The sequence below is a fragment of the Paraburkholderia sp. BL10I2N1 genome, from assembly GCF_004361815.1.
Classification (GTDB): domain Bacteria; phylum Pseudomonadota; class Gammaproteobacteria; order Burkholderiales; family Burkholderiaceae; genus Paraburkholderia.
The window spans coordinates 3,564,747-3,584,455 of sequence record NZ_SNWA01000001.1 but is presented as its reverse complement, the minus strand read 5'-3'; the positions used below and the strand labels follow the sequence as shown (position 1 = coordinate 3,584,455).

20 protein-coding genes and 3 pseudogenes are annotated in these 19,709 nt (G+C 61.2%); 13 read left to right on the top strand and 10 right to left on the bottom strand.

What is annotated here, in order from left to right:
- The first annotated feature begins 20 nt into the window (after window positions 1-20).
- From B0G77_RS16620 to B0G77_RS16570, 12 genes and pseudogenes are all read left to right on the top strand, one after another.
- Entirely contained in the window at window positions 21-1,397 is a 1,377-nt protein-coding gene (locus tag B0G77_RS16620; RefSeq protein ID WP_133662695.1) for an IS4 family transposase, read from the top strand.
- Between the two features lie 17 nt (window positions 1,398-1,414).
- On the top strand, window positions 1,415-2,116 hold the full coding sequence (locus B0G77_RS16615) for an integrase core domain-containing protein (protein WP_166656167.1): 702 nt from the start codon (window positions 1,415-1,417) through the stop codon (window positions 2,114-2,116).
- 11 nt (window positions 2,117-2,127) lie between these two features.
- The gene (locus tag B0G77_RS16610) at window positions 2,128-2,955 is read left to right on the top strand and encodes a tannase/feruloyl esterase family alpha/beta hydrolase (protein WP_243751023.1); all 828 of its coding nucleotides are present in this window, start codon (window positions 2,128-2,130) and stop codon (window positions 2,953-2,955) included.
- 27 nt (window positions 2,956-2,982) lie between these two features.
- Window positions 2,983-3,372 (top strand): transposase, encoded by a 390-nt coding sequence (locus B0G77_RS16605; protein ID WP_133663094.1) that lies wholly within the window; start codon window positions 2,983-2,985, stop codon window positions 3,370-3,372.
- A complete protein-coding gene (locus tag B0G77_RS16600) occupies window positions 3,369-4,268 on the top strand; it encodes an IS3 family transposase (protein WP_133663093.1) in 900 nt (299 codons plus the stop codon). The genes B0G77_RS16605 and B0G77_RS16600 overlap by 4 nt, the downstream gene beginning before the upstream one ends.
- 31 nt (window positions 4,269-4,299) lie before the next feature.
- Window positions 4,300-4,689: pseudogene (locus tag B0G77_RS16595) on the top strand (tannase/feruloyl esterase family alpha/beta hydrolase); the annotation flags it as partial.
- 54 nt (window positions 4,690-4,743) lie between these two features.
- Complete coding sequence (locus B0G77_RS16590) at window positions 4,744-5,826, top strand: IS630 family transposase (RefSeq protein ID WP_133663092.1); 1,083 nt, start codon at window positions 4,744-4,746, stop codon at window positions 5,824-5,826.
- A gap of 13 nt (window positions 5,827-5,839) precedes the next feature.
- Window positions 5,840-6,139, top strand: coding sequence for a hypothetical protein (locus B0G77_RS16585; RefSeq protein ID WP_133663089.1), 300 nt, complete (start codon window positions 5,840-5,842; stop codon window positions 6,137-6,139).
- 116 nt (window positions 6,140-6,255) lie between these two features.
- A pseudogene (locus tag B0G77_RS44260) lies at window positions 6,256-6,430 on the top strand (IS5/IS1182 family transposase); the annotation flags it as partial.
- A 290-nt stretch (window positions 6,431-6,720) separates the two neighbouring features.
- Entirely contained in the window at window positions 6,721-7,446 is a 726-nt protein-coding gene (locus B0G77_RS16580; protein WP_133664179.1) for a nitroreductase, read from the top strand.
- Between the two features lie 14 nt (window positions 7,447-7,460).
- Window positions 7,461-9,113: an AMP-binding protein gene (locus B0G77_RS16575; protein WP_133663091.1), complete on the top strand. Its 1,653-nt coding sequence runs from the start codon at window positions 7,461-7,463 to the stop codon at window positions 9,111-9,113.
- A 109-nt stretch (window positions 9,114-9,222) separates the two neighbouring features.
- Window positions 9,223-9,828: a PAS domain-containing protein gene (locus B0G77_RS16570; protein WP_133663090.1), complete on the top strand. Its 606-nt coding sequence runs from the start codon at window positions 9,223-9,225 to the stop codon at window positions 9,826-9,828.
- 197 nt (window positions 9,829-10,025) lie between these two features.
- Here B0G77_RS16570 and B0G77_RS16565 read toward each other — a convergent pair whose 3' ends face one another.
- From B0G77_RS16565 to gcvA, 3 genes are read right to left on the bottom strand one after another with little or no spacing between them, the layout of a single operon-like run.
- The gene (locus tag B0G77_RS16565; RefSeq protein WP_133663089.1) at window positions 10,026-10,325 is read right to left on the bottom strand and encodes a hypothetical protein; all 300 of its coding nucleotides are present in this window, start codon (window positions 10,323-10,325) and stop codon (window positions 10,026-10,028) included.
- Between the two features lie 13 nt (window positions 10,326-10,338).
- A complete protein-coding gene (locus tag B0G77_RS16560; RefSeq protein WP_133663088.1) occupies window positions 10,339-11,421 on the bottom strand; it encodes an IS630 family transposase in 1,083 nt (360 codons plus the stop codon).
- 54 nt (window positions 11,422-11,475) lie between these two features.
- A complete protein-coding gene (gene gcvA, locus B0G77_RS16555) occupies window positions 11,476-12,402 on the bottom strand; it encodes a transcriptional regulator GcvA (protein ID WP_133664178.1) in 927 nt (308 codons plus the stop codon).
- 143 nt (window positions 12,403-12,545) lie between these two features.
- Here gcvA and B0G77_RS16550 point away from each other — a divergent pair, with 143 nt between their 5' ends.
- On the top strand, window positions 12,546-13,322 hold the full coding sequence (locus B0G77_RS16550; RefSeq protein WP_133663087.1) for an SDR family NAD(P)-dependent oxidoreductase: 777 nt from the start codon (window positions 12,546-12,548) through the stop codon (window positions 13,320-13,322).
- A gap of 242 nt (window positions 13,323-13,564) precedes the next feature.
- Here the strand turns inward: B0G77_RS16550 and B0G77_RS45255 are convergent, their stop codons facing one another.
- The 7 genes and pseudogenes from B0G77_RS45255 to B0G77_RS16520 form a co-directional block, all read right to left on the bottom strand.
- Complete coding sequence (locus B0G77_RS45255; RefSeq protein ID WP_279571321.1) at window positions 13,565-13,693, bottom strand: hypothetical protein; 129 nt, start codon at window positions 13,691-13,693, stop codon at window positions 13,565-13,567.
- 18 nt (window positions 13,694-13,711) lie between these two features.
- Window positions 13,712-14,713: an NADP-dependent oxidoreductase gene (locus tag B0G77_RS16545; RefSeq protein WP_133663086.1), complete on the bottom strand. Its 1,002-nt coding sequence runs from the start codon at window positions 14,711-14,713 to the stop codon at window positions 13,712-13,714.
- Between the two features lie 56 nt (window positions 14,714-14,769).
- The gene (locus B0G77_RS16540) at window positions 14,770-15,753 is read right to left on the bottom strand and encodes an NADPH:quinone oxidoreductase family protein (protein ID WP_133663085.1); all 984 of its coding nucleotides are present in this window, start codon (window positions 15,751-15,753) and stop codon (window positions 14,770-14,772) included.
- A 125-nt stretch (window positions 15,754-15,878) separates the two neighbouring features.
- Window positions 15,879-16,738, bottom strand: a pseudogene (locus B0G77_RS16535) (alpha/beta hydrolase).
- Between the two features lie 23 nt (window positions 16,739-16,761).
- Entirely contained in the window at window positions 16,762-17,748 is a 987-nt protein-coding gene (locus tag B0G77_RS16530) for an MDR family oxidoreductase (protein WP_133663084.1), read from the bottom strand.
- A 76-nt stretch (window positions 17,749-17,824) separates the two neighbouring features.
- Window positions 17,825-18,406, bottom strand: a complete 582-nt coding sequence (locus B0G77_RS16525; protein ID WP_133663083.1) for a TetR/AcrR family transcriptional regulator — start codon at window positions 18,404-18,406, stop codon at window positions 17,825-17,827.
- A gap of 45 nt (window positions 18,407-18,451) precedes the next feature.
- The gene (locus B0G77_RS16520) at window positions 18,452-19,702 is read right to left on the bottom strand and encodes an NADH:flavin oxidoreductase/NADH oxidase family protein (RefSeq protein ID WP_133663082.1); all 1,251 of its coding nucleotides are present in this window, start codon (window positions 19,700-19,702) and stop codon (window positions 18,452-18,454) included.
- Between the last annotated feature and the right edge of the window lie 7 nt (window positions 19,703-19,709).

The following is a 19,709-nucleotide window of genomic DNA, read 5'->3' as shown; positions in this document are numbered from 1 at the left end:
GCCTGTAAAACGACACGCCGTTGCCTTCCATAGACGATAACGCTGACTGGGCCGATACCGAATTCGGTGCGGCCAATCTGGGCGATGCCCGTTTGACGAGCCGACTGGTCGCGCTGGCGCGACGGTTGGCAAGTAGTCCTGATTGCCCATTCCCGCGCTCGCTCAATGCCGCCGAGCTCAAGGCAGCCTATCGTTTTTTCGACAACGAACAGGTCGATACGGATGGCGTACTTGCTCCGCACATTGAACAGACCCTGCGGCGCATGACCCGCATACCGGTCGTGCTTGCGGTGCAGGACACGACCGAATTCAACCTGAGCCACCTCAAAGCGACCGAAGGACTGGGCTACGGCACGGGCAACGCTTCGCGCGGCTTCATGCTGCACAGCCTGCTGGCCGTCACGCCAGAAGGTTTGCCGCTGGGTGTGCTGGGTATGAAGACCTGGGTGCGACCCGACGCGCAATTAGGCAAGAAGCAGCAGAGAAAGCACCTTCCGGTTGCAGACAAGGAGAGCGTCAAGTGGCTCGAAGGCATCGCGCATCTGGGCGCCCTCAAGGCACGCTGTCCCGAGACCCTGGTGATTGGAATCGGTGACCGGGAAAGCGACCTCTACGAAGTGTTCACGGCCGAGCGTCCGCGAGGCGTTGAGTGGCTGATCCGAGCCAAGTCGGATCGCAAGACCGTCAACCCCGAGCACTCCCTCTGGGAGGCCGTTGCCGCGACCGCCCCGCTGGGCGAAACGGAGTTACAGGTCCCGCCAGTGGGTAATCAACCCAGGCGCGTCGCCCGTCTGACACTGCGGTGTACGCCAGTGCGACTGAGGCCTCCGCAACGGCCTTCATCCCGGCTCGCCGAGGTCACAGTCTATGCGATCCACGCCCTTGAAACCACGCCGCCGGCGGACATCGAGCCGCTCGAATGGATGCTGCTCAGTTCCGTGCCGACGATCACGTTTGAGGACACCCTTGAACGACTCGGCTGGTATGCCCGCCGATGGACGATTGAGTCGTGGCACCGCGTACTGAAGAGTGGCTGCAGCATTGAAAAGCGTCAGTTCGGCAACCTTGAGCGGTTCGTACGGTCGACCGCGCTATTTGCGGTGATCAGCTGGCGCATCATGTACGCGACGTTGCTGGGTCGTGCCGATCCGGACCTGTCGTGCGAAGTCCTTCTGCAACCAGACGAATGGCGCGCGCTTCATAGCCGCACCCATCGCACGTCAAAACCACCGACTGCAATACCTTCACTCGGTGAGGTCGTGCTGTGGATTGCAAAACTCGGTGGGTACCTGAACCGCAAGCATGACCACCCACCCGGTCCCACCGTCATGTGGCGTGGATTTCTCGTCCTGCACGAGATCACCGAGATGTATCGCATCTTCAGGCAAGACGAATAAGTTGGCTCACGAAAAATGTGGGTGATCCTGAGTTCATCGGCGAGGGGCATCGCAAGGTCTGGGCGCGCTTGCGTATCCTGCACGACATCCGGGTCTCCCGGACCCGCGTGCTGCGACTGATGCGCGAGCACAGCCTGCTGTCGCCGCACCGGCAAGCGCGAGGCGAACCCAACCTTCACGATGGCCGGATCACAACCGATTGCCCGAATGAGATGTGGGGCACCGACGGCGTGCGCATCGCGACCGTGGACGACGGCATGGTGTGGATCTTCTCGGCCGTTGATCATTGCGACGGCATGTGTACCGGCATTCATGCCGCGAAGATTGGCGACCGCTTTGCTGCCCTCGAGCCGATCTCCCAGGGGCTGCTGGACGAATTCGGTTCCGTGCTCGCCGATGCGGGCCGCGGGCTGTCGCTGCGTATGGATCACGGTTCGCAGTACACGTCGGACGACTTCCGTAACCAGATCCGGTTCTGGGGCATCGCGCCGAGCTATGCCTTCGTCGCCGAACCCCAGACCAACGGCGTCGCCGAGCGATTCAACCGGACAATGAAGGAACAGGCTATTCATGGACGCATCTTCAAAAACCTGGAGGAAGTTCGTGCCGCCGCCATCGCGTTCAAGGATCGATACAATCGCGACTGGCGTCTTGAAAAGTTGGGCTTCAAATCACCCCTCGAAGCCCGTCAGGAACGGCTGATGAAGCTGGCCGCCTGAGCTGCAAAAGCGTGTCCAGACAACCGGAGCCGGTACACGCAGGCAACCACATTAAGAAGACGCATGATTTTGCAGCGTACATCGCAAAGAGACGTTATGGCTCGGCCTTCGTGCACAGTTATTTTATTGGCGGATCGAGCGGCGGACGACAAGCCCTGATGGCGGCGCAGCGATTCCCACAAGACTACGACGGTATCATCTCGACATTTCCGGCCTCGGGAATTACAGGACTATGGCTCCAAATGGGGAGAATTGCGAAATCTCTCCTAGCGCCCGGAGGATACGTCACCCCTGCTAAAGGCAACGCGCTTCTGGCAGTGGTCATGAACCAATGTGACGCTTTGGATGGCGTGGCTGACGGAATAATTAGTAACCCTTCAGCGTGCGTGTTCGATCCGACGCTGATTCGCTGCCCCGGCGGAGTCGACACCGGAGACACATGCTTGTCCGACGCGCAAATCAATACAATGACCACCGCTTCGACACCACTTAACTTTAGCTTTGATCTGGCAAACGGAATTCAAACTTTTCCGGCATACAACGCATTCACCGGGGCAGATTTTTGGTCCACTGCGCTGGCTTGGGGCGCGTCAGCCACCGGTGCCACAATCGAACCCGGAGTGAACGGGAAAAGCGCGTTTTTTTACACGTTCTCAAACGACATGCTGCGTTTCACGGTCGCTCGCGATCCTAGCTTAAGCATTCTAAATTTTACCCCTGCCGACCCGGGGCCACTGACCGCGCGCGTCCAAGCGGTGAGCGCGCTCATGGATAGCACGAGCATTGACTTGACTCAATTTGCGGCGCCTCCGTTTTTTTTGGACACAGATTTGGGGTAAAACGTGTGATCCAAACTGGAGTGGTTGATGTTGAAGAAAGCTGATTCGAAGGCGATTGCGCCAGATGCGCAGGAAGGAGCGCGTAGCGCGACTGAAAGCGCCTCTGGCGCGGCCGAAGTCAAACGCTGGTCGACCGGCCGCAAGCGTAGCGTGGTGCTTCGGCTGCTGCGCGGCGAACCCGTTGACGCCGTGTCCCGCGAAGTCGGTGTGACGATCGCCGAGCTCGAGCAATGGCGTGAACTGGCGCTGGCCGGCATGGAGGCCGGCCTCAAGGCACGCACCACCGATCCACTGCAAGCGCGGCTGAACGACGCCGTGCGACGGGTCGGCGAGTTGTCCATGGAAGTCGAGATCCTGCGCAAGGAGCGTGAGTTGCAGGCCCGTCGCCCTTTGAGCGTCCGGAGATCGTCGACATGAGCCACACGATCTCCGTCAGTGCAGGCAAGTCCTTTGGATTGCAGCGGGTCTGCCAGGTGCTCCAGTTCCCGCGCTCGACGATCTACGCGGTGCGTGCGAGAGCGGCAGCTAACGTGGTGCCGATCATCCCGGGGCGTCGCGGCCCCAAGCCGAAGATGCCCGATACCGAACTGCTGAAGGCTATTCGCGACGATCTGGCAGCGTCGCCATTCACCGGCGAAGGTCATCGCAAGGTCTGGGCACGGCTGCGCATCTTGCGAGGCATCCGGGTCTCCAGAACCCGTGTGTTGCGATTGATGCGTGAGCACAGTCTGCTCTCGCCGCACCGGCGGCCAAAAGGCGAACCCAACCTTCACGACGGCCGGATCACGACCGACTGCCCCAATGAGATGTGGGGTACCGATGGCGTGCGCGTCGCGACCGTGGACGACGGCATGGTGTGGATCTTCTCGGCCGTTGATCACTGCGATGGCCTGTGCACCGGCATCCATGCGGCGAAAATCGGTGACCGCTTCGCTGCCCTCGAGCCGATCTCCCAGGGGCTGCTGGCCGAGTTTGGCTCGGTAGTCGCCGACTCGGGGCGCGGGTTGTCGCTGCGCATGGATCACGGTTCGCAATACACCTCGGACGACTTCCGCGACCAGATCCGGTTCTGGGGCATCGCGCCCAGCTACGCCTTTGTCGCCGAACCGCAGACCAACGGCGTCGCCGAGCGGTTCAACCGGACAATGAAGGAACAGGCGATTCATGGGCGCATCTTCAAAAACCTGGAGGAAGTTCGTGCTGCCGCCATCGCATTCAAGGATCGATACAATCGCGACTGGCGTCTTGAAAAGCTGGGCTTCAAATCACCCCTCGAAGCCCGTCAGGAAAGGCTGATGAAACTGGCCGCCTGAACTGCAAAAGCGTGTCCAAACAACCGGAGCCGGTACAGACTTGACTCAATTCCAGAGTCGCGGTGGCAAGATCATTCTCCAACACGGACAAGCTGACCAGTTCATTCCCGCGCAACTGTCGATTGACTACTATAACCGTCTGGTATCCAGGTTCGGGCAGGGGCCACTTGATCAGTTTCTGAAGTTTTACCTGGTGCCGGGCGCGGCGCATGGTGGCGGCGGACAGTTCAATGGTTCCTACGATGGTCTGACGGTGCTGGACAATTGGGTCACCAAAGGCGCCGAGCCCCACAACCTGACTATCACCGACCTCGCTCCGCCAGCCGCTGGACGTACCCGACCATTGTGCGAATATCCACAGTGGCCAAAATACGTCGGCGGTGACCAGAATCTCGCAGCTAGCTTCGTATGCTCGAACTAGTACAACATCCCGTAAATAGGTTGAATAATTAACTGCCTCGGATATCATGTCTGGATGAGTCGAGGCCGCCATGCAACGCCAGTGAAGCTGGCGAATAAAGAACGACAGGAACTGCTATCGCTGATTGAGCGGAAAACGGCTACGCAGCGAGATGTGATGCGGGCGCGTATCGCGTTGTGGGCCCACGAGGGTCACTCCAATACGGTGATTGCGCGGGAACTGGGTGTCTCGGTGCAAACGGTCTGCCTGTGGCGCAAGCGCATTGCCCGGCAAGGTGTCCTGGGTATTCGCGAGGGCGAGCGCAGTGGCCGTCCGCCACGCATCACGCACGAAGCGCGACTGCAGTTGATTGCGCTGGCGTGTGAAGCACAGGAACCTGAGGGACGGGTCACGCCGACCCTCGACGAGATTGCGGCGCGTGCCGTGGAGCGTGGCGTCGTCGGGCAGATCAGCCGCAGTCACGTGCAGCGCATTCTGCAGGCCGGCGACGTACGCCCGCACCGGGTCCGGCAATGGCTGCACAGTCCGGACCCGGCCTTTCGCGAGAAGGTCAACGTGATTTGCAAGCTGTACCGCAAGGCGCCGCGAAACGCGGTAGTGCTCAGCATCGGCGAGAAGACCGGCATTCAGGCCATTGAGCGCAAGCACCCGGGACGGGCACCCGCGCCAGGACGGCTGCGTCGCCGTGAATTCGAATATATCCGTCACGGCACCCAGGCGTTGATTGCTGCGCTCGATGTGCATACCGGAAAGGTGTTGGCAGAGTGCCGCGAGCGGCGCACCCAGGACGATCTGGTAGCCTTCATGGAACGCGTGGCAGCCGCGTACCCGGACAAACAGGTGCACGTGGTTTGGGACAATCTGAACACGCATCGCGCCCAGGCCGTCTGGCAGGCGTTCAATGTGCGGCATGGCAAGCGGTTTCATTTCCACTTCACGCCGTTGCACGCAAGCTGGGTCAATCAGATCGAACTCTGGTTTGCCCGTTATACGCGCCGGGTGCTGCGCCATGCCAGCCACACCAGCACCGCGCACCTGCGCGAGCGCACCGGGCAGTTCGTCGGCGAGCACAATCAGGCCGCACGCCCCTTCAAATGGAGTTTCCGGGGCTATCCGCTGCAAAGCGGTGCATCGTAATCGAGGAACGCAGATGCCAGTTGTACCCGCCAAACACCACGCTGCTGAACTGCAGCGTCAACTGCGCAGCCTGCTCGGCCATGAGCAGATTGTCACGCAAGCCTACGGGCGCCACTTGCTGATCAAACGTCTGGACGATGAGGAGCCAACCGTCGTGGCGCGCCTCACCGAGCTCGGCCGCAATCGATATGGCGCCGCCTTTCGCAGCCATAGTGGGCGTTGGGAACCGCTGCCGGGCACGGGTTCGCTCGACGAAATGGCCGACGTGGTCGTCACGCTCCTGCAGCCTTATTTGCAGCCCGATAATTATTAAACGTATTTGCGGGATGTTGTACTAGTTCGGTTGGCAGCGCGCGCCCGTCCGCAGTGTCTGGCGAGTACCGTTACACCCAGTTCTGCCAACGCTACCGCGAATGGGCGCATACGCTCCGCCCCGGTGCAAAGCGCCGCCTGATCACCGGAGCGCAGGGCGTCCCGCTCGCGGCCACACTGACCGGGGCCGCCCGCCACACAACCCTGCTCAACTCGAGGCGTTGGTCGAAGCCGCCCGTCCATCTGCGGTAAGGGTGGCAGACCACAATTAAAGCATCCGGTCGTTCAGGGCGGCACTCCAGCAAGCGATTTCGTCCAGTAACGCGCCAGGAGCTACCGACAGTGCCGCAATGCAGGCGAACGCCGGTGTTGGGCGACCTCATCCGAGCTGAAGTTGATGGACATGGACTATCGGCCTCGTTCGCCCGACACTGGTTACAGCACGGTATTAACGGCGGCGCTGAAGTCTGTGCCATATGAGGCTTCATGGCCGAGGTTCGTGTGAGAGCGCGGCTCGTATGGGCTCTCTCCTCGAAAAAATCAAACGATTCAATCCAGATTAACTTTCAACATGCCGGAAAAATGGACCGTCTATCTCCTCCTCCTTCCCGCTCGTTTGCCGACGTCAGTCGAGCCGTCGACTGGGCGCTCGTCACCCGGCGCAGCGTCCGTGCTTTCCTGCCCATACCGGTTCCCCGCGAGGAAGTCGAGTCCATCCTCAACGTTGCGCGCTTCAGCGCAACGGGCGTCAACATCCAGCCCTGGCATGTGCATGTTGTGACAGGCACGATGAAGTCCCGCCTGTCCGCTGCCATCAACGAGATGAATGATGATCCGGCACGAAGTTCAGACCTGGAAGAGCCCTACGATTACTACCCACGCGAATGGATCGCGCCGTATGTGGACCGCCGGCGCAAGGTCGGTTGGAGTCTTTACGGCCTGCTGGGTATCCACAAGGGTGACAAGGAGCGGATGCACGTCCAGCACGGCCGCAACTACAACTTCTTTGATGCACCCGTAGGCCTGTTCTTCACGATTGAGCGGGTCATGCGAGAAGGAAGTCTTCTGGACACCGGCATGTTTCTGCAAAGCGTCATGATTGCTGCCCGGGCGCGGGGCCTCGATACCTGTCCGCAGGTGGCTTTCAATAAGTTCCACCGTGTCATCGCCGACGAACTGTCCATTCCCGACAATCACATGTTGGTCTGCGGGATGAGCCTGGGTTACGCGGATCCCAGTTGCATCGAGAACTCGCTGGTAACGGAGCGCAGCCCGGTCGGCGATTTCACTACTTTCTACGAAAAATGAACGGAGACAAAGTCATGAGTGCAAAGGCCTACTCTCGAGGACTTGAGAAGAACGCGGCAAACCACGTTCCATTGACGCCATTGACCTTCCTCGATCGAACCGCCGACGTCTATCCGGAACGGACCGCCATCATTCATGGCGACTTCAGGCAGACGTGGGCCGAAACCCGCGAACGTTGCTATCGCCTCGCGTCGGCGCTCGTTCTGTTGGGGATCGAACCGGGCGATACGGTGTCGATCATCGCGCCGAACACCCCAGCCATGCTCGAGGCTCACTTTGGTGTGCCTTTGTCAGGTGCCGTGCTCAATGCCGTCAATTGCCGCCTCGATGCTGACGGTATCGCATTCATTCTGCGCCACGGCGAATGCAAGCTCCTGCTGGTGGACCGCGAATTTGCTCCGCTGGTCGAGAAAGCGTTGAAGTCAGTCCCCATTCCACCGCGTGTGATCGACATCAACGATTGCCAAGCCCCCGCGGGCCCCGCTATCGGGGAAATCGATTACGAGTCGCTGCTGGCGAGCGGCGATCCGGCATTTACCGGCTGCTGGCCGGCCGATGAGTGGACGCCCATTGCCTTGAACTACACCTCGGGTACGACAGGCGATCCGAAAGGCGTCGTTCCGAGCCATCGTGCAACGCATCTGATGAGCCTGCTCCAGATGACGAACTGGCCTTTGCCGCGTGCGCCGATTTACTTGTGGACGCTTCCCATGTTCCATGCGAACGGCTGGTGCTTCACATGGGCGATCACTGCCGCGGCCGGAACGCATGTATGCCTGCGCAAGGTCAATGCCGCCAGCGTTCTTTCCGCCATCGTCAAGCACGGCGTCGATCACTTTTGCGCGGCGCCAATTGTTCTGTCAGGCCTCGCAAGCATGCCTCAATCGGACCGACAGCCGCTGCCGCGTCGGGTGCGGGTCCTTACCGCCGGCTCGCCGGCGCCAGCCGCTGTTCTCGAGGCCGTTGGAGCGATGGGCTTCGACGTCGACCACGTCTTTGGAATTACTGAAATCTCCGGCACCCCTATCAGCTGTGCATGGCACGATGAATGGGACGCATTGCCGCCGGAGCAGCAAGGGAAATTGAAAGCGCGGCAAGGTGTGCGTGCGGCAGCGTTCGAAAAAATGTCGGTCGCCGATCCTGAGACGCTCGAGACCGTGTCAGCCGATAGCAAGTCTTGCGGTGAGGTCCTGGTCCGGGGGAATACGGTGATGATGGGATATCTCAAGAATCCCGAGGCAACCGCAAAAGCCTTTGCCGGCGGTTGGTTCCATACCGGAGATCTTGCCATCGTCCATTCCGATGGCTATATCCAGATCACAGACCGCTCGAAGGATGTGATCATCTCTGGTGGAGAAAATATTTCGTCAGTGGAGGTGGAGGAGGTCATCTATCGCATGTCGGGCGTCCTGTACGTGGCCGTGGTCGCACAGCCTGATGACAAATGGGGCGAGACTCCTTGCGCGTTTATCGAGCTGAAGCCGGATGCCCTTGACATAACGGAGGAGGATGTAATCTTGTTCTGTCGGGAGCGACTGGCGCATTTCAAATGCCCGCGTCGCGTGATCTTCGGCGAATTGCCCAAAACCGCGACGGGCAAGATCCAGAAGTTTCGACTGCGTGAGCAAGCCGGCAGCCGAGCGGCGATCACGAGATTGGCCGGCTAAGGCTGTGGTGTTCCACTGAACACAGCATGGCTGCGCGGCGAGTGCGACCGCGTACACGTCGTTCACATACCGTCGCCCCAGGACGACGCGTCGCGCCAGCCGATGCGCGGTGGCGCTGATTGCAAGCTTCTCTGAGGTCGCTTCGGCGGCCTTCCATACGCGATTTTTTATCCCGACGCTGAACAGCGTAACCGCGGCGCTCGTGTCCAGTCTGATGGCCGCACTCGCGATCGGCGAGCAGATCCGTGCCGAGCGCGCCGAGCGGTTGCGGGCGCAAGCAGAATTGCGTCGCGCGTATGACGTCACGCCGGTCGGGCTCGTTACCGTCGCGGCCGATGGCGAATTCGTGCAGTTCAACCCGGCGCTCGAAGCGATGCTCGGGATGGAACGCGGTGCAAAACGACTTCATTGGGATGACTACTTCCCGGCGGCAAGCTGGCAACCTATCTATCGGCAGGCGACGGACACAGGCGCGGTCGAAATCGAACTGTCCCGGGATGGCGGAATACGGTTGGCCTCCGATGCCGCATCCACGACGCAGACCGCGAGCGGCCGCCTGGCCACATATGGCGATATCGTAGCGCCACCCAGACAGGGCGGCACGAACGTCCGCCACTACCTGCTCAAGGCCGCACACGACGGCACCCGGCTGGAGTGCTCAAGAAAGTCTTCGTTTGAAGAAAGATGTAAAGACGTATCTAGCGAACGGCTTTAGCCGGCAACCGCGCGAGCAACTCTCGTAGTAAACGACTCGACCTCATTAAATCGCGCGAGCCGTCGAACATTACTTCGTCAGGCAGTCGGATCACAATGCGCGATTCGCAATAGCGTCGGCCCGATACCTTGTCGGCCATACGGGCCGCTTGATAGCGCATGCAGGCCATCGACTAGTACAACATCCCGCAAATACGTTTAATAATTATCGGGCTGCAAATAAGGCTGCAGGAGCGTGACGACCACGTCGGCCATTTCGTCGAGCGAACCCGTGCCCGGCAGCGGTTCCCAACGCCCACTATGGCTGCGAAAGGCGGCGCCATATCGATTGCGGCCGAGCTCGGTGAGGCGCGCCACGACGGTTGGCTCCTCATCGTCCAGACGTTTGATCAGCAAGTGGCGCCCGTAGGCTTGCGTGACAATCTGCTCATGGCCGAGCAGGCTGCGCAGTTGACGCTGCAGTTCAGCAGCGTGGTGTTTGGCGGGTACAACTGGCATCTGCGTTCCTCGATTACGATGCACCGCTTTGCAGCGGATAGCCCCGGAAACTCCATTTGAAGGGGCGTGCGGCCTGATTGTGCTCGCCGACGAACTGCCCGGTGCGCTCGCGCAGGTGCGCGGTGCTGGTGTGGCTGGCATGGCGCAGCACCCGGCGCGTATAACGGGCAAACCAGAGTTCGATCTGATTGACCCAGCTTGCGTGCAACGGCGTGAAGTGGAAATGAAACCGCTTGCCATGCCGCACATTGAACGCCTGCCAGACGGCCTGGGCGCGATGCGTGTTCAGATTGTCCCAAACCACGTGCACCTGTTTGTCCGGGTACGCGGCTGCCACGCGTTCCATGAAGGCTACCAGATCGTCCTGGGTGCGCCGCTCGCGGCACTCTGCCAGCACCTTTCCGGTATGCACATCGAGCGCAGCAATCAACGCCTGGGTGCCGTGACGGATATATTCGAATTCACGGCGACGCAGCCGTCCTGGCGCGGGTGCCCGTCCCGGGTGCTTGCGCTCAATGGCCTGAATGCCGGTCTTCTCGTCGATGCTGAGCACTACCGCGTTTCGCGGCGCCTTGCGGTACAGCTTGCAAATCACGTTGACCTTCTCGCGAAAGGCCGGGTCCGGACTGTGCAGCCATTGCCGGACCCGGTGCGGGCGTACGTCGCCGGCCTGCAGAATGCGCTGCACGTGACTGCGGCTGATCTGCCCGACGACGCCACGCTCCACGGCACGCGCCGCAATCTCGTCGAGGGTCGGCGTGACCCGTCCCTCAGGTTCCTGTGCTTCACACGCCAGCGCAATCAACTGCAGTCGCGCTTCGTGCGTGATGCGTGGCGGACGGCCACTGCGCTCGCCCTCGCGAATACCCAGGACACCTTGCCGGGCAATGCGCTTGCGCCACAGGCAGACCGTTTGCACCGAGACACCCAGTTCCCGCGCAATCACCGTATTGGAGTGACCCTCGTGGGCCCACAACGCGATACGCGCCCGCATCACATCTCGCTGCGTAGCCGTTTTCCGCTCAATCAGCGATAGCAGTTCCTGTCGTTCTTTATTCGCCAGCTTCACTGGCGTTGCATGGCGGCCTCGACTCATCCAGACATGATATCCGAGGCAGTTAATTATTCAACCTATTTACGGGATGTTGTATTAGGTCGCATTTCTGTCGCTGGACGCCTCTTCGCGAAGCCACTCGCGAAACGCAACGAGTCTTGGCAGGTTAGCGCACTCCTTCCTATAGACGATGTAATAGGCAAGTTCCGACGGCCGCTCGATATCTGGAAAAAGCCGCACCAATCGCCCTGAGGCCACATCGTCGCGTGCAAGAGCGCTACGCGCCAGCGCTACCCCATGGCCATCGATCGAGGCTTGAAGGACGGCAGAGGAACTATTGATCTTCAAATTCGATCGGGCCGCAGTCAACTTAATGCCCACTTTGTCGAGCCACGCGTCCCAGGTAACGAACCCTATTTGCCGGTCGACAGATAGATCATCGATCAGCGTGAGTCCGTCCAGATCGGCGGGGTTGCGGATTCCCGGATGACGCTCAAGAAACACGGGCGAGCAGACGGGGAAGACTTCCTCGTCCATCAGCTTTTCTGCCTCCAGATCCGGCCAGTGTCCGGCTCCATAGCGCACGCCGATATCGATGCCTTGTGTCGCGAAGTTCACCAGCTTGAGATTTGTGTCAAGGCGAATGTCAGTTTCGGGCCATGCGGTCTGAAAGCGGTCGATGCGGGGCAGAAGCCACTTGGCCGCGAACGCGGGACTGACCGTCACTGTCAGCACCCCGACCGTTGACCGCTCTCTAAGTCTTGCGAATCCGACGTTCAACCGATCGAACCCGTCGCGAATGTCGGGCAGCGCCCTTACCGCCGCCTCCGTGGGCACCAGACGCGCCCGCCCACCACTGCCTCGATGGAATAGCGACATGCCAAGCCACTCTTCCAGGCTGCGGACGAGCTGCCCCACCGCCGCTGGCGTGACGTTCAGCTCGGTCGCCGCTGCAGAGAAACTCTGGTGGCGCGCGCTTGCTTCAAACGCGCGTAACGCATTCAGGAAGATTGGAGCAGTCATCACGTAAAGAATTTCTTTCAGTGACTGGCAGAATATCTCATTTGTGAATCCATACGTGTCATCCAATAATGTGGTCACCACGCAAAGCTTTCGAATCAACTCGAAAGTTTCAATCCGCGTTCGGTTCACAAAGGACTTCCACAATGAATAGTTTCTCGTCTAAAGTCGCCATCATCACCGGTGGCGGTTCCGGTATCGGCAAGGAGGTGGCCATCCGTCTGGTGCGCGCCGGCGCTAGCGTGGTTATCGGTGGCCGCGATCAGGCTAAGCTCAAACAAGCCGCTGCCGAAATCGACCCCGCAGGAATCAAAGTTCGCACGTACGCAGGGGATATCGCTTTACCAGCCACGGGCGCTGCGCTTGTGAATGTCGCGATCGACGCGTTTGGCGGTGTCGACATCCTGATCAACAACGCGGGCGTATTCCGACCCAAGGAATTCTTGGAGCTGAGCGAGTCCGATTACGACTGGTTCCTCGACACCATCCTCAAAGGCAAGTTCTTCATGGCACAGGCCGCGGCGCGCGCGATGAAGCGACGCGGCGGCGGCGCCATCGTTCAGACAGGCTCGCTCTGGGCCCTGCAGGCCATCGGTGCGACGCCGTCTTCGGCCTACTCGGCAGCGAATGCTGGAGTGCATGCTCTCACGCGCAACCTGGCCATTGAGCTTGCGCCCGCGAATATCCGCATCAACACGGTTGCTCCAGGCGTTGTTGAGACGCCGATCTACAACACGTTCATGACGGACAATCAGGTCAAGCAGACGCTGCCGTCATTCAATGCGTTCCATCCTCTCGGGCGCAACGGCCAACCGGCCGATATCGCCGAGGCGATCCTTTTTCTGGCATCGCCGAGCGCCTCCTGGATTACGGGCGCGGTGTTGCCGGTCGACGGCGGTGTGATGGCCGGTCGCCAGGCGTGACGTGCCACGCTGAAAGGAGAGGTCAATCTCCGACAAAAAAAAAATCGAATACTCAATGATCCGCTGATTTTCTCCACACGAGTGATTCGGGGTGCTGTTCCACGTAATCAGAGAGTGCCCTCAACGCGGCAAGCGTCCGACGCAATTCGCGTCAACGATTGTCGTATGTCCGACTGCATCGGCGCGTCATGCTGTAGCGTCGCATTCGCGGCATTGAACGACCGTTGGGCACCCTCTAGACATCATGTATGGACCTGCCGAACCAGTTCCGTGTCTGCGCGCCGGAATAGCGAATTGACGTGCGAGAGCGCCTGATCGAGATCGAAGCCGACCTCCTCGAACGTCACATGGTCGAGGGCACGTTCATCCACAGCCAACCGTTTGGCGCGTCACTTGACCTTGACGACGACCTTGCCCTTGGCGCGTCCCTGGGCCAAGTATTCAAGCGCTTCCTTCGCTTGCTCAAACGGAAACACCTTGTCAATGACTGGACGGATGCGTTCTGACTTAATCAGTTCGCCAATTTCGGCGAGCTGGGTCCCATCGGGGCGCACGAAGAGAAATGAATACGTCACCTCCCGCTTTTTTGCAAGCCGCATGATCTTGCGGCTCATTAGCCCGAATACAAACCTCAGAATAAAGTTCAGCCTGCGAGCGCGGGCGAACGCTGCGTCCAGCGGCCCGATAAGCGACACAATCTTGCTCCCCGGTTTGAGGATGCCCATCGATTTTTCAATCGCATCACCTCTGATAGTGCCAAGCACAACGTCGTAGCCGTGCAGCACTTTTTCGAATTCCTGCTTCTTATAGTCGACGACCTCGTCTGCGCCCAGACTGGTTACCAGTTGAACATTGCCGGTACTGGTGGTCGTTCCCACTCTGGCGCCGAAGTACTTTGCCAGCTGGATCGCAAACGTGCCAATACCGCCAGACCCTGCGGGGACGAACACCTTCTGGCCAGCCCGAAGATTGGCGCGCTCCTTCAACGCCTGCCAGGAGGTGAGCCCGACCATCGGAACGGCGGCAGCCTGCACAAAGTCCAGATTGACCGGCTTCGACGCGGCAACGCTCTCCGGCACCGCCGCGAATTCGGCGATCGAGCCCCTACCGAGATCGAAGAGGCTGGCAAAGACTGCATCGCCCGGCTTGAAACGCGTCACGCGGCTGCCGACCTCAGTCACCATACCAGCAATATCGCTGCCCAGCGTGGCTGGCAACTCGAACTTGAGGACGGGTTTGAACGTTCCCGCCGGAATCATGTTGTCGATTGGGTTCAACCCCGCCGCGTGGACCTGGACCAACAGTTCATCAGGCTTTAGGGTAGGACGAGGTACTTCGGCGAACCCGATCTCGGGTGACTTGCCATAGCGTTTGAAGGTGAGTGCTTTCATGTCGTTCTAAATCCAATGTTGGTAAATGATGTGGCAGAGTTCGGACGAAATCCAGCTCACGCCCAAGGCTGCAGCACGACCTTACCGGTCGTGCTGCGCCCTTCCAGGAGGCGATGTGCTTCGGCGGCCTGCGCGAGCGGCAACACCGTTTCTGTTTGCAGCGTTACTTTGCCGGACAAGACCAGCCCGATGAGTTCGGTCAGCGTCGCCCGGACCAGATCGGGGAAGGCAAGGTAGGCGCCGACGTAAAAGCTGGTAACGGTATGGTTGGGGACGGTCAGCTTCCACGGGTCGATCAGGCTGGTCTTGCCGCTGGACTGGCCGATGAAGATCAGGCGCCCGAACGGGGCCAATGCTTTGAACGCCTCGGCGACGTTGTCGCCACCGGCCGTCTCCAGGATCACGTCCACACCCTTGCCGTCGGTCAGCGCGCGCACTTGCTCGGCCCAGTCGGGGGCGGTGTAGTCCACCGACGCATCAGCCCCCAGGCGCTCGGCCAGAGCCCGCTTTGCGGGGCTGCTGGCGGCCGCGATGACCTTGCCGGCGCCATACAGCCTGGCCAGTTGTACGGCGAGCGACCCCACTCCGCCTGCCGCAGCCTCCACCAACACGGTTTCGCCCGGCGCCAGTCGAGCGGCCTTGCGCAGGACCAGAGCGGCGGTCAGGCCATGGGCAACCAGCGCCGAAGCGCGTAGCAAGTCGAGCCCCGCCGGCAGCGGGATCACGATGGCAGCGGGCACGCGGACGTACTGTGCATAACCGCCTGTTCCTGGCGCGGCCAGCACCGGCGTGCCGACAGCGAGCGAAGTCACGGCCTTCCCGAGGGCGGCGACCGTGCCGGCTACTTCAGCACCCAGCGTGAAGGGTGTAGGGGATGGCTCAGGATAGTCGTCGCCGCGACGACGCATGACGTCGGCAAAGTTCACTCCAGCCGCTTCGACGCGGATGAGAACCTCATCGTCGGCGAGTGTCGGATCGGGCACCTCCTCATAAACCAGCGTTTCGGGTCCGCCTGTCTTATGAAACCGGACTGCTTTCATCTGTTTCTCCAAATTGGGGTGAAGTACGGCAAGGCCTGTCTTCGACGAGACCTGTTCGAAATTCACGTTGTGCGCAGCTTCTGCTTAGCTTCATAGGACTTCGCTTGTCGCTGACCGCGAAGGATTCATTGCGCCAGAAACTCCAGTGCTTTGGGCACGAAGTTGGTGTGATGCTGGAAGATGCCTCCGTGCCCGGCGTCCTGGTAAATGATGAGCTGCGCGTTGGGAATACGGCGGGCCATGTCGTGGCTCAAGGCGGTGGGCACCATGATGTCGTTGTCTCCGTTGGCGATCAGGACAGGCATGTGCAGGTGGGTGAGGTCCTGCGGCGCCTGCTGGCCCCAGGCTTTGATCGCCTTGAGCTGGCGAAGCAAGGCGCGGGGCGTCGGCCCCTTGTCGAGATCCGCCTTGCGTTCCTTCAGTCTTTTCAGGAATGCGCTTGCTGCCGGCCGTTGGCCGTGGAGGTGAAGAACAGATAGGTCTTGGGATCGCGCAGCGTCAGCAGGCCCTTGAGCATCAGTGGCCAGGACATGGCACCGACGCGATCGATGCCCTGACCGCCCGCGGGACCCGTGCCTGTGAGGATGAACCTACGCACCAGGTCCGGCGCCTTTAGCGCCACGTCCTGCGCCACGAAGCCGCCGAGCGAAAAGCCGAGCAGATCGACCTGATCGAAACCCATCGCGCGGATCAACGCGATGGTGTCGCGCGCCATCTCGTCCACGGTCACGGGCGCAATGCCGCCGGACGAACCGATTCCCCGGTAGTCGATCGCAATAACGCGATGCTTGCGGGCCAGGCCATCGACGATGCGCGGGTCGAAGTTGTCCAGCACTGCGCCCCAGTGGTTGAGCAGGATTAGCGGGATGCCGCCGTGCGGGCCTAGTTCGCGGTAAGCGAAGGTGGTTCCGCCCGCCCTGACCTGGTTGTTCTGTGCGTGGGCATAGGACGTTGCCGATTGGCTATCCGGGTTGAAACTGATCATCATCGATTCCTTGGGTTCGGCCTTCACGCGTTGACGTCTACGACGGTGCGGCCACGCACCTGGCCCTGGAGTACCGCATCTGCAAGGCCAGACACTTCGGCCAGGCCGACCACCTGGGTAGCGCGTGCGAGCTTTCCGGGGTCCAGGTCGGTGGCCAGACGTGCCCACGCTTGCTGCCGCACGTCTTGCGGCGCGTTGACCGAGTCGATGCCGGCCAGGGTCACGTTGCGCAGGATGAAGGGCAACACCGAGCCGGGCAGGTCCGCGCCCTGCGCGAGCCCGAAGGCCGCCACCGCGCCGCGGTAGCAGGTCTGCGCCAGCACATTGGCCAGTGTGTGGCTGCCCACCGAGTCGATCGCTCCGGCCCACCGTTCCTTGGCGATTGGTGCACCCGGCTCGGACAACATGCGACGGTCGATAACCTCGGCCGCACCCAGCTCGTGCAGGTAGCCCGTCTCCTCCAGCCGCCCGGTCGAGGCCACCACCCGATACCCCAGCGTGGATAGCAAGGCGATGGCGATGGACCCGGCCCCGCCGCCGGCCCCAGTCACGAGCACATCGCCTTTGTCCGGCGTCACTCCCGCATGCTCCAGCCCGAGCACGGACAACATCGCGGTGTACCCCGCCGTGCCGATGGCCATGGCATCGCGCGTCGAAAACACGTCAGGCAGCTTGACCAGCCAGTCACCCCTGACGCGTGCCTTCTGCGCGAAACCGCCATGGTGGGTTTGACTCAGGCCCCAGCCGTTGGCGACAACGCGGTCGCCCACCGCGAACCCTGCGTGCGACGTAGCCTCCACGACGCCCGAAAAGTCGATGCCCGGAATCAGCGGGAACTGGTGGATCACCGACGCGCGGCCGCTGACAGCCATCGCGTCCTTGTAGTTCACCGTCGAATAGTCGATCGCGACGGTGACGTCGCCCGGCATCAGGTCGGCTTCGTCGAAATCGACCAGGGCGGTGGCAATCGCATCGCCGGTTCTGGTGGCCAGCAGCGCCTTGAATGTCATGATCACTTCTCCTTTGGGGGCACGGGTTTCATATGTCGAGCATCATGCTGAGGGATAAAAAAAAGCCGATGGAAACTCAATCCGCCGCTGGGGTGAGGTGCTCCAGCGCCGCCTCCAGCAACGATCTGGACAGCGGTTCTTCGTCGACCGCGCGCGCCAGCACGACCGCGCCAATCATCGTGGCGGCGGTCGCCAGGGCGCGCTCGTGCGCACCGGGCTGGTCCCAGTCGGCCGATTGGCGCGAGACCATGTCGATCATTTCCTTGATGCGGCGGGTAATTGCACGTCGAACCGCCGGCGCCTGACGCGGCATTTCCGTTCCCAGGGCGGCGATCGGGCAACCGACCTCCGGGTTTTTCACGTGCTCTCTGGACAGATAGGCGCGCAGCAGCGCCTGCAGGGATTGTTCGGCGGGCACGGCGGCCGTGAAGTGCAAAAAGGTGGCGATGGCCTCGGCTCCTGCGCGGTCTGCCAACTCGGCCAGCATGGCCTCGCGTGAGGCGAAATGCGCGTAGAACCCGCCGTGGGTGAGGCCGGCCTCTTTCATGATGTCCGCAATGCCAATGCCGTCATAGCCACAGCGGCGGATCGCGCGTGCGCCAGCTTCGACGATGCGCTCGTGCGTGACTTCCTTGGATCGCGTTGTGGATCGTTTCATATGACGTTCACCAGTGGCGAGTCTCAGATCGCCAGCCCTCGGCACTCAATTCCGCGCCCGCAGGCGCCGCGTGCGAAAGGTGCCCCAGCCGCTATTGAAAGCAGACCTCACGAACGCTGACAGTCCGCTCTCGTCGGGACGCGGCTCTCTACCCCTTGCAATGCGCTTGAGCTGGCGCGTGTACCACAGCACCTCCATGATTCCCATGCGATCGACAGCCTTGAGGCCGGTGTTGATCGGGCGCACCTGCCTCAGGCTATCGCGCCCGTGCAGCAAGGCGGCTGGTGCGTCGGGATCGATCGCCAGCAGCCGCGCCAGGCCCACCACATCCAGCGCGCCAGAGCGCAGAGCTGCGTTCATGCCGGCCGCCGAGCGGAACCCGCCGGTCACCATCAGCGGCACCTTTACGGCGGCCCGCACCTTCTCGGCAAATTCGAGAAAGTAGGCTTCGCGGGCCACGGTGGAAACCTTCTTCGACTCTCGCATCGCACCGCTCATCGCGGGTGCCTCGTAGGTGCCGCCCGAGATCTCGATGAGGTCAATGCCCGCGTCGGTCAACGCGCGAATCGTTTCGATCGATTCTTCCTCGGTGAAGCCGCCTCGCTGGAAGTCGGCCGAGTTGAGCTTGATCCCCACCGGGAATTCCGGACCGACTTGCCGGCGGATCTCCAAATAGACGGCCAGTACAAAGTGGCGCCGCTTCTCGGGAGTTCCGCCCCATTCGTCTTCCCGACGGTTGTGATGCGGAGACAGGAACTGGCTGATCAGGTAGCCGTGCGCCCCGTGGATCTGCACACCACTGAACCCGGCCTTCCTGCAGATCGCCGCGCTGCGGCCGAAGCGCTCGACGATGTCGTGGATCTCGGACGTGGTGGCTTCGCGCGGGGTTTCGAAGAACGCGGCCATGTCCTCGCGGAAGGGAACGGCCGACGGCGCGAGGTTGAAGGCGTTTAAACCCTTGGTCGATTGCTTGCCCGGATGGTTGAGCTGTGCCCAGATGGCCGCCCCTCGCCCAGTCGCCGCTTGTGCCCACTGTCGAAGGGCAGGCAAGTCAGTTTCGTCCTCGATCACCACATTGCCAGGCTCGCCCAGGGCGCGGCGGTCGATCATCACGTTGCCCGTCATGATCAGTCCCAGCCCCGAGGCGGCCCAGCGTCGGTACAACTGCACCAGGTCCGGAGTCGGACGATTGTCGTAGGTGCCCAGCGTCTCGCTCATGGCCGCCTTGGCGAGCCGATTGCGCAGCACACTGCCATTGGGCAGGCGCAACAGCTGGTTCAGCAGATCTGGTTTCATGGGCAGC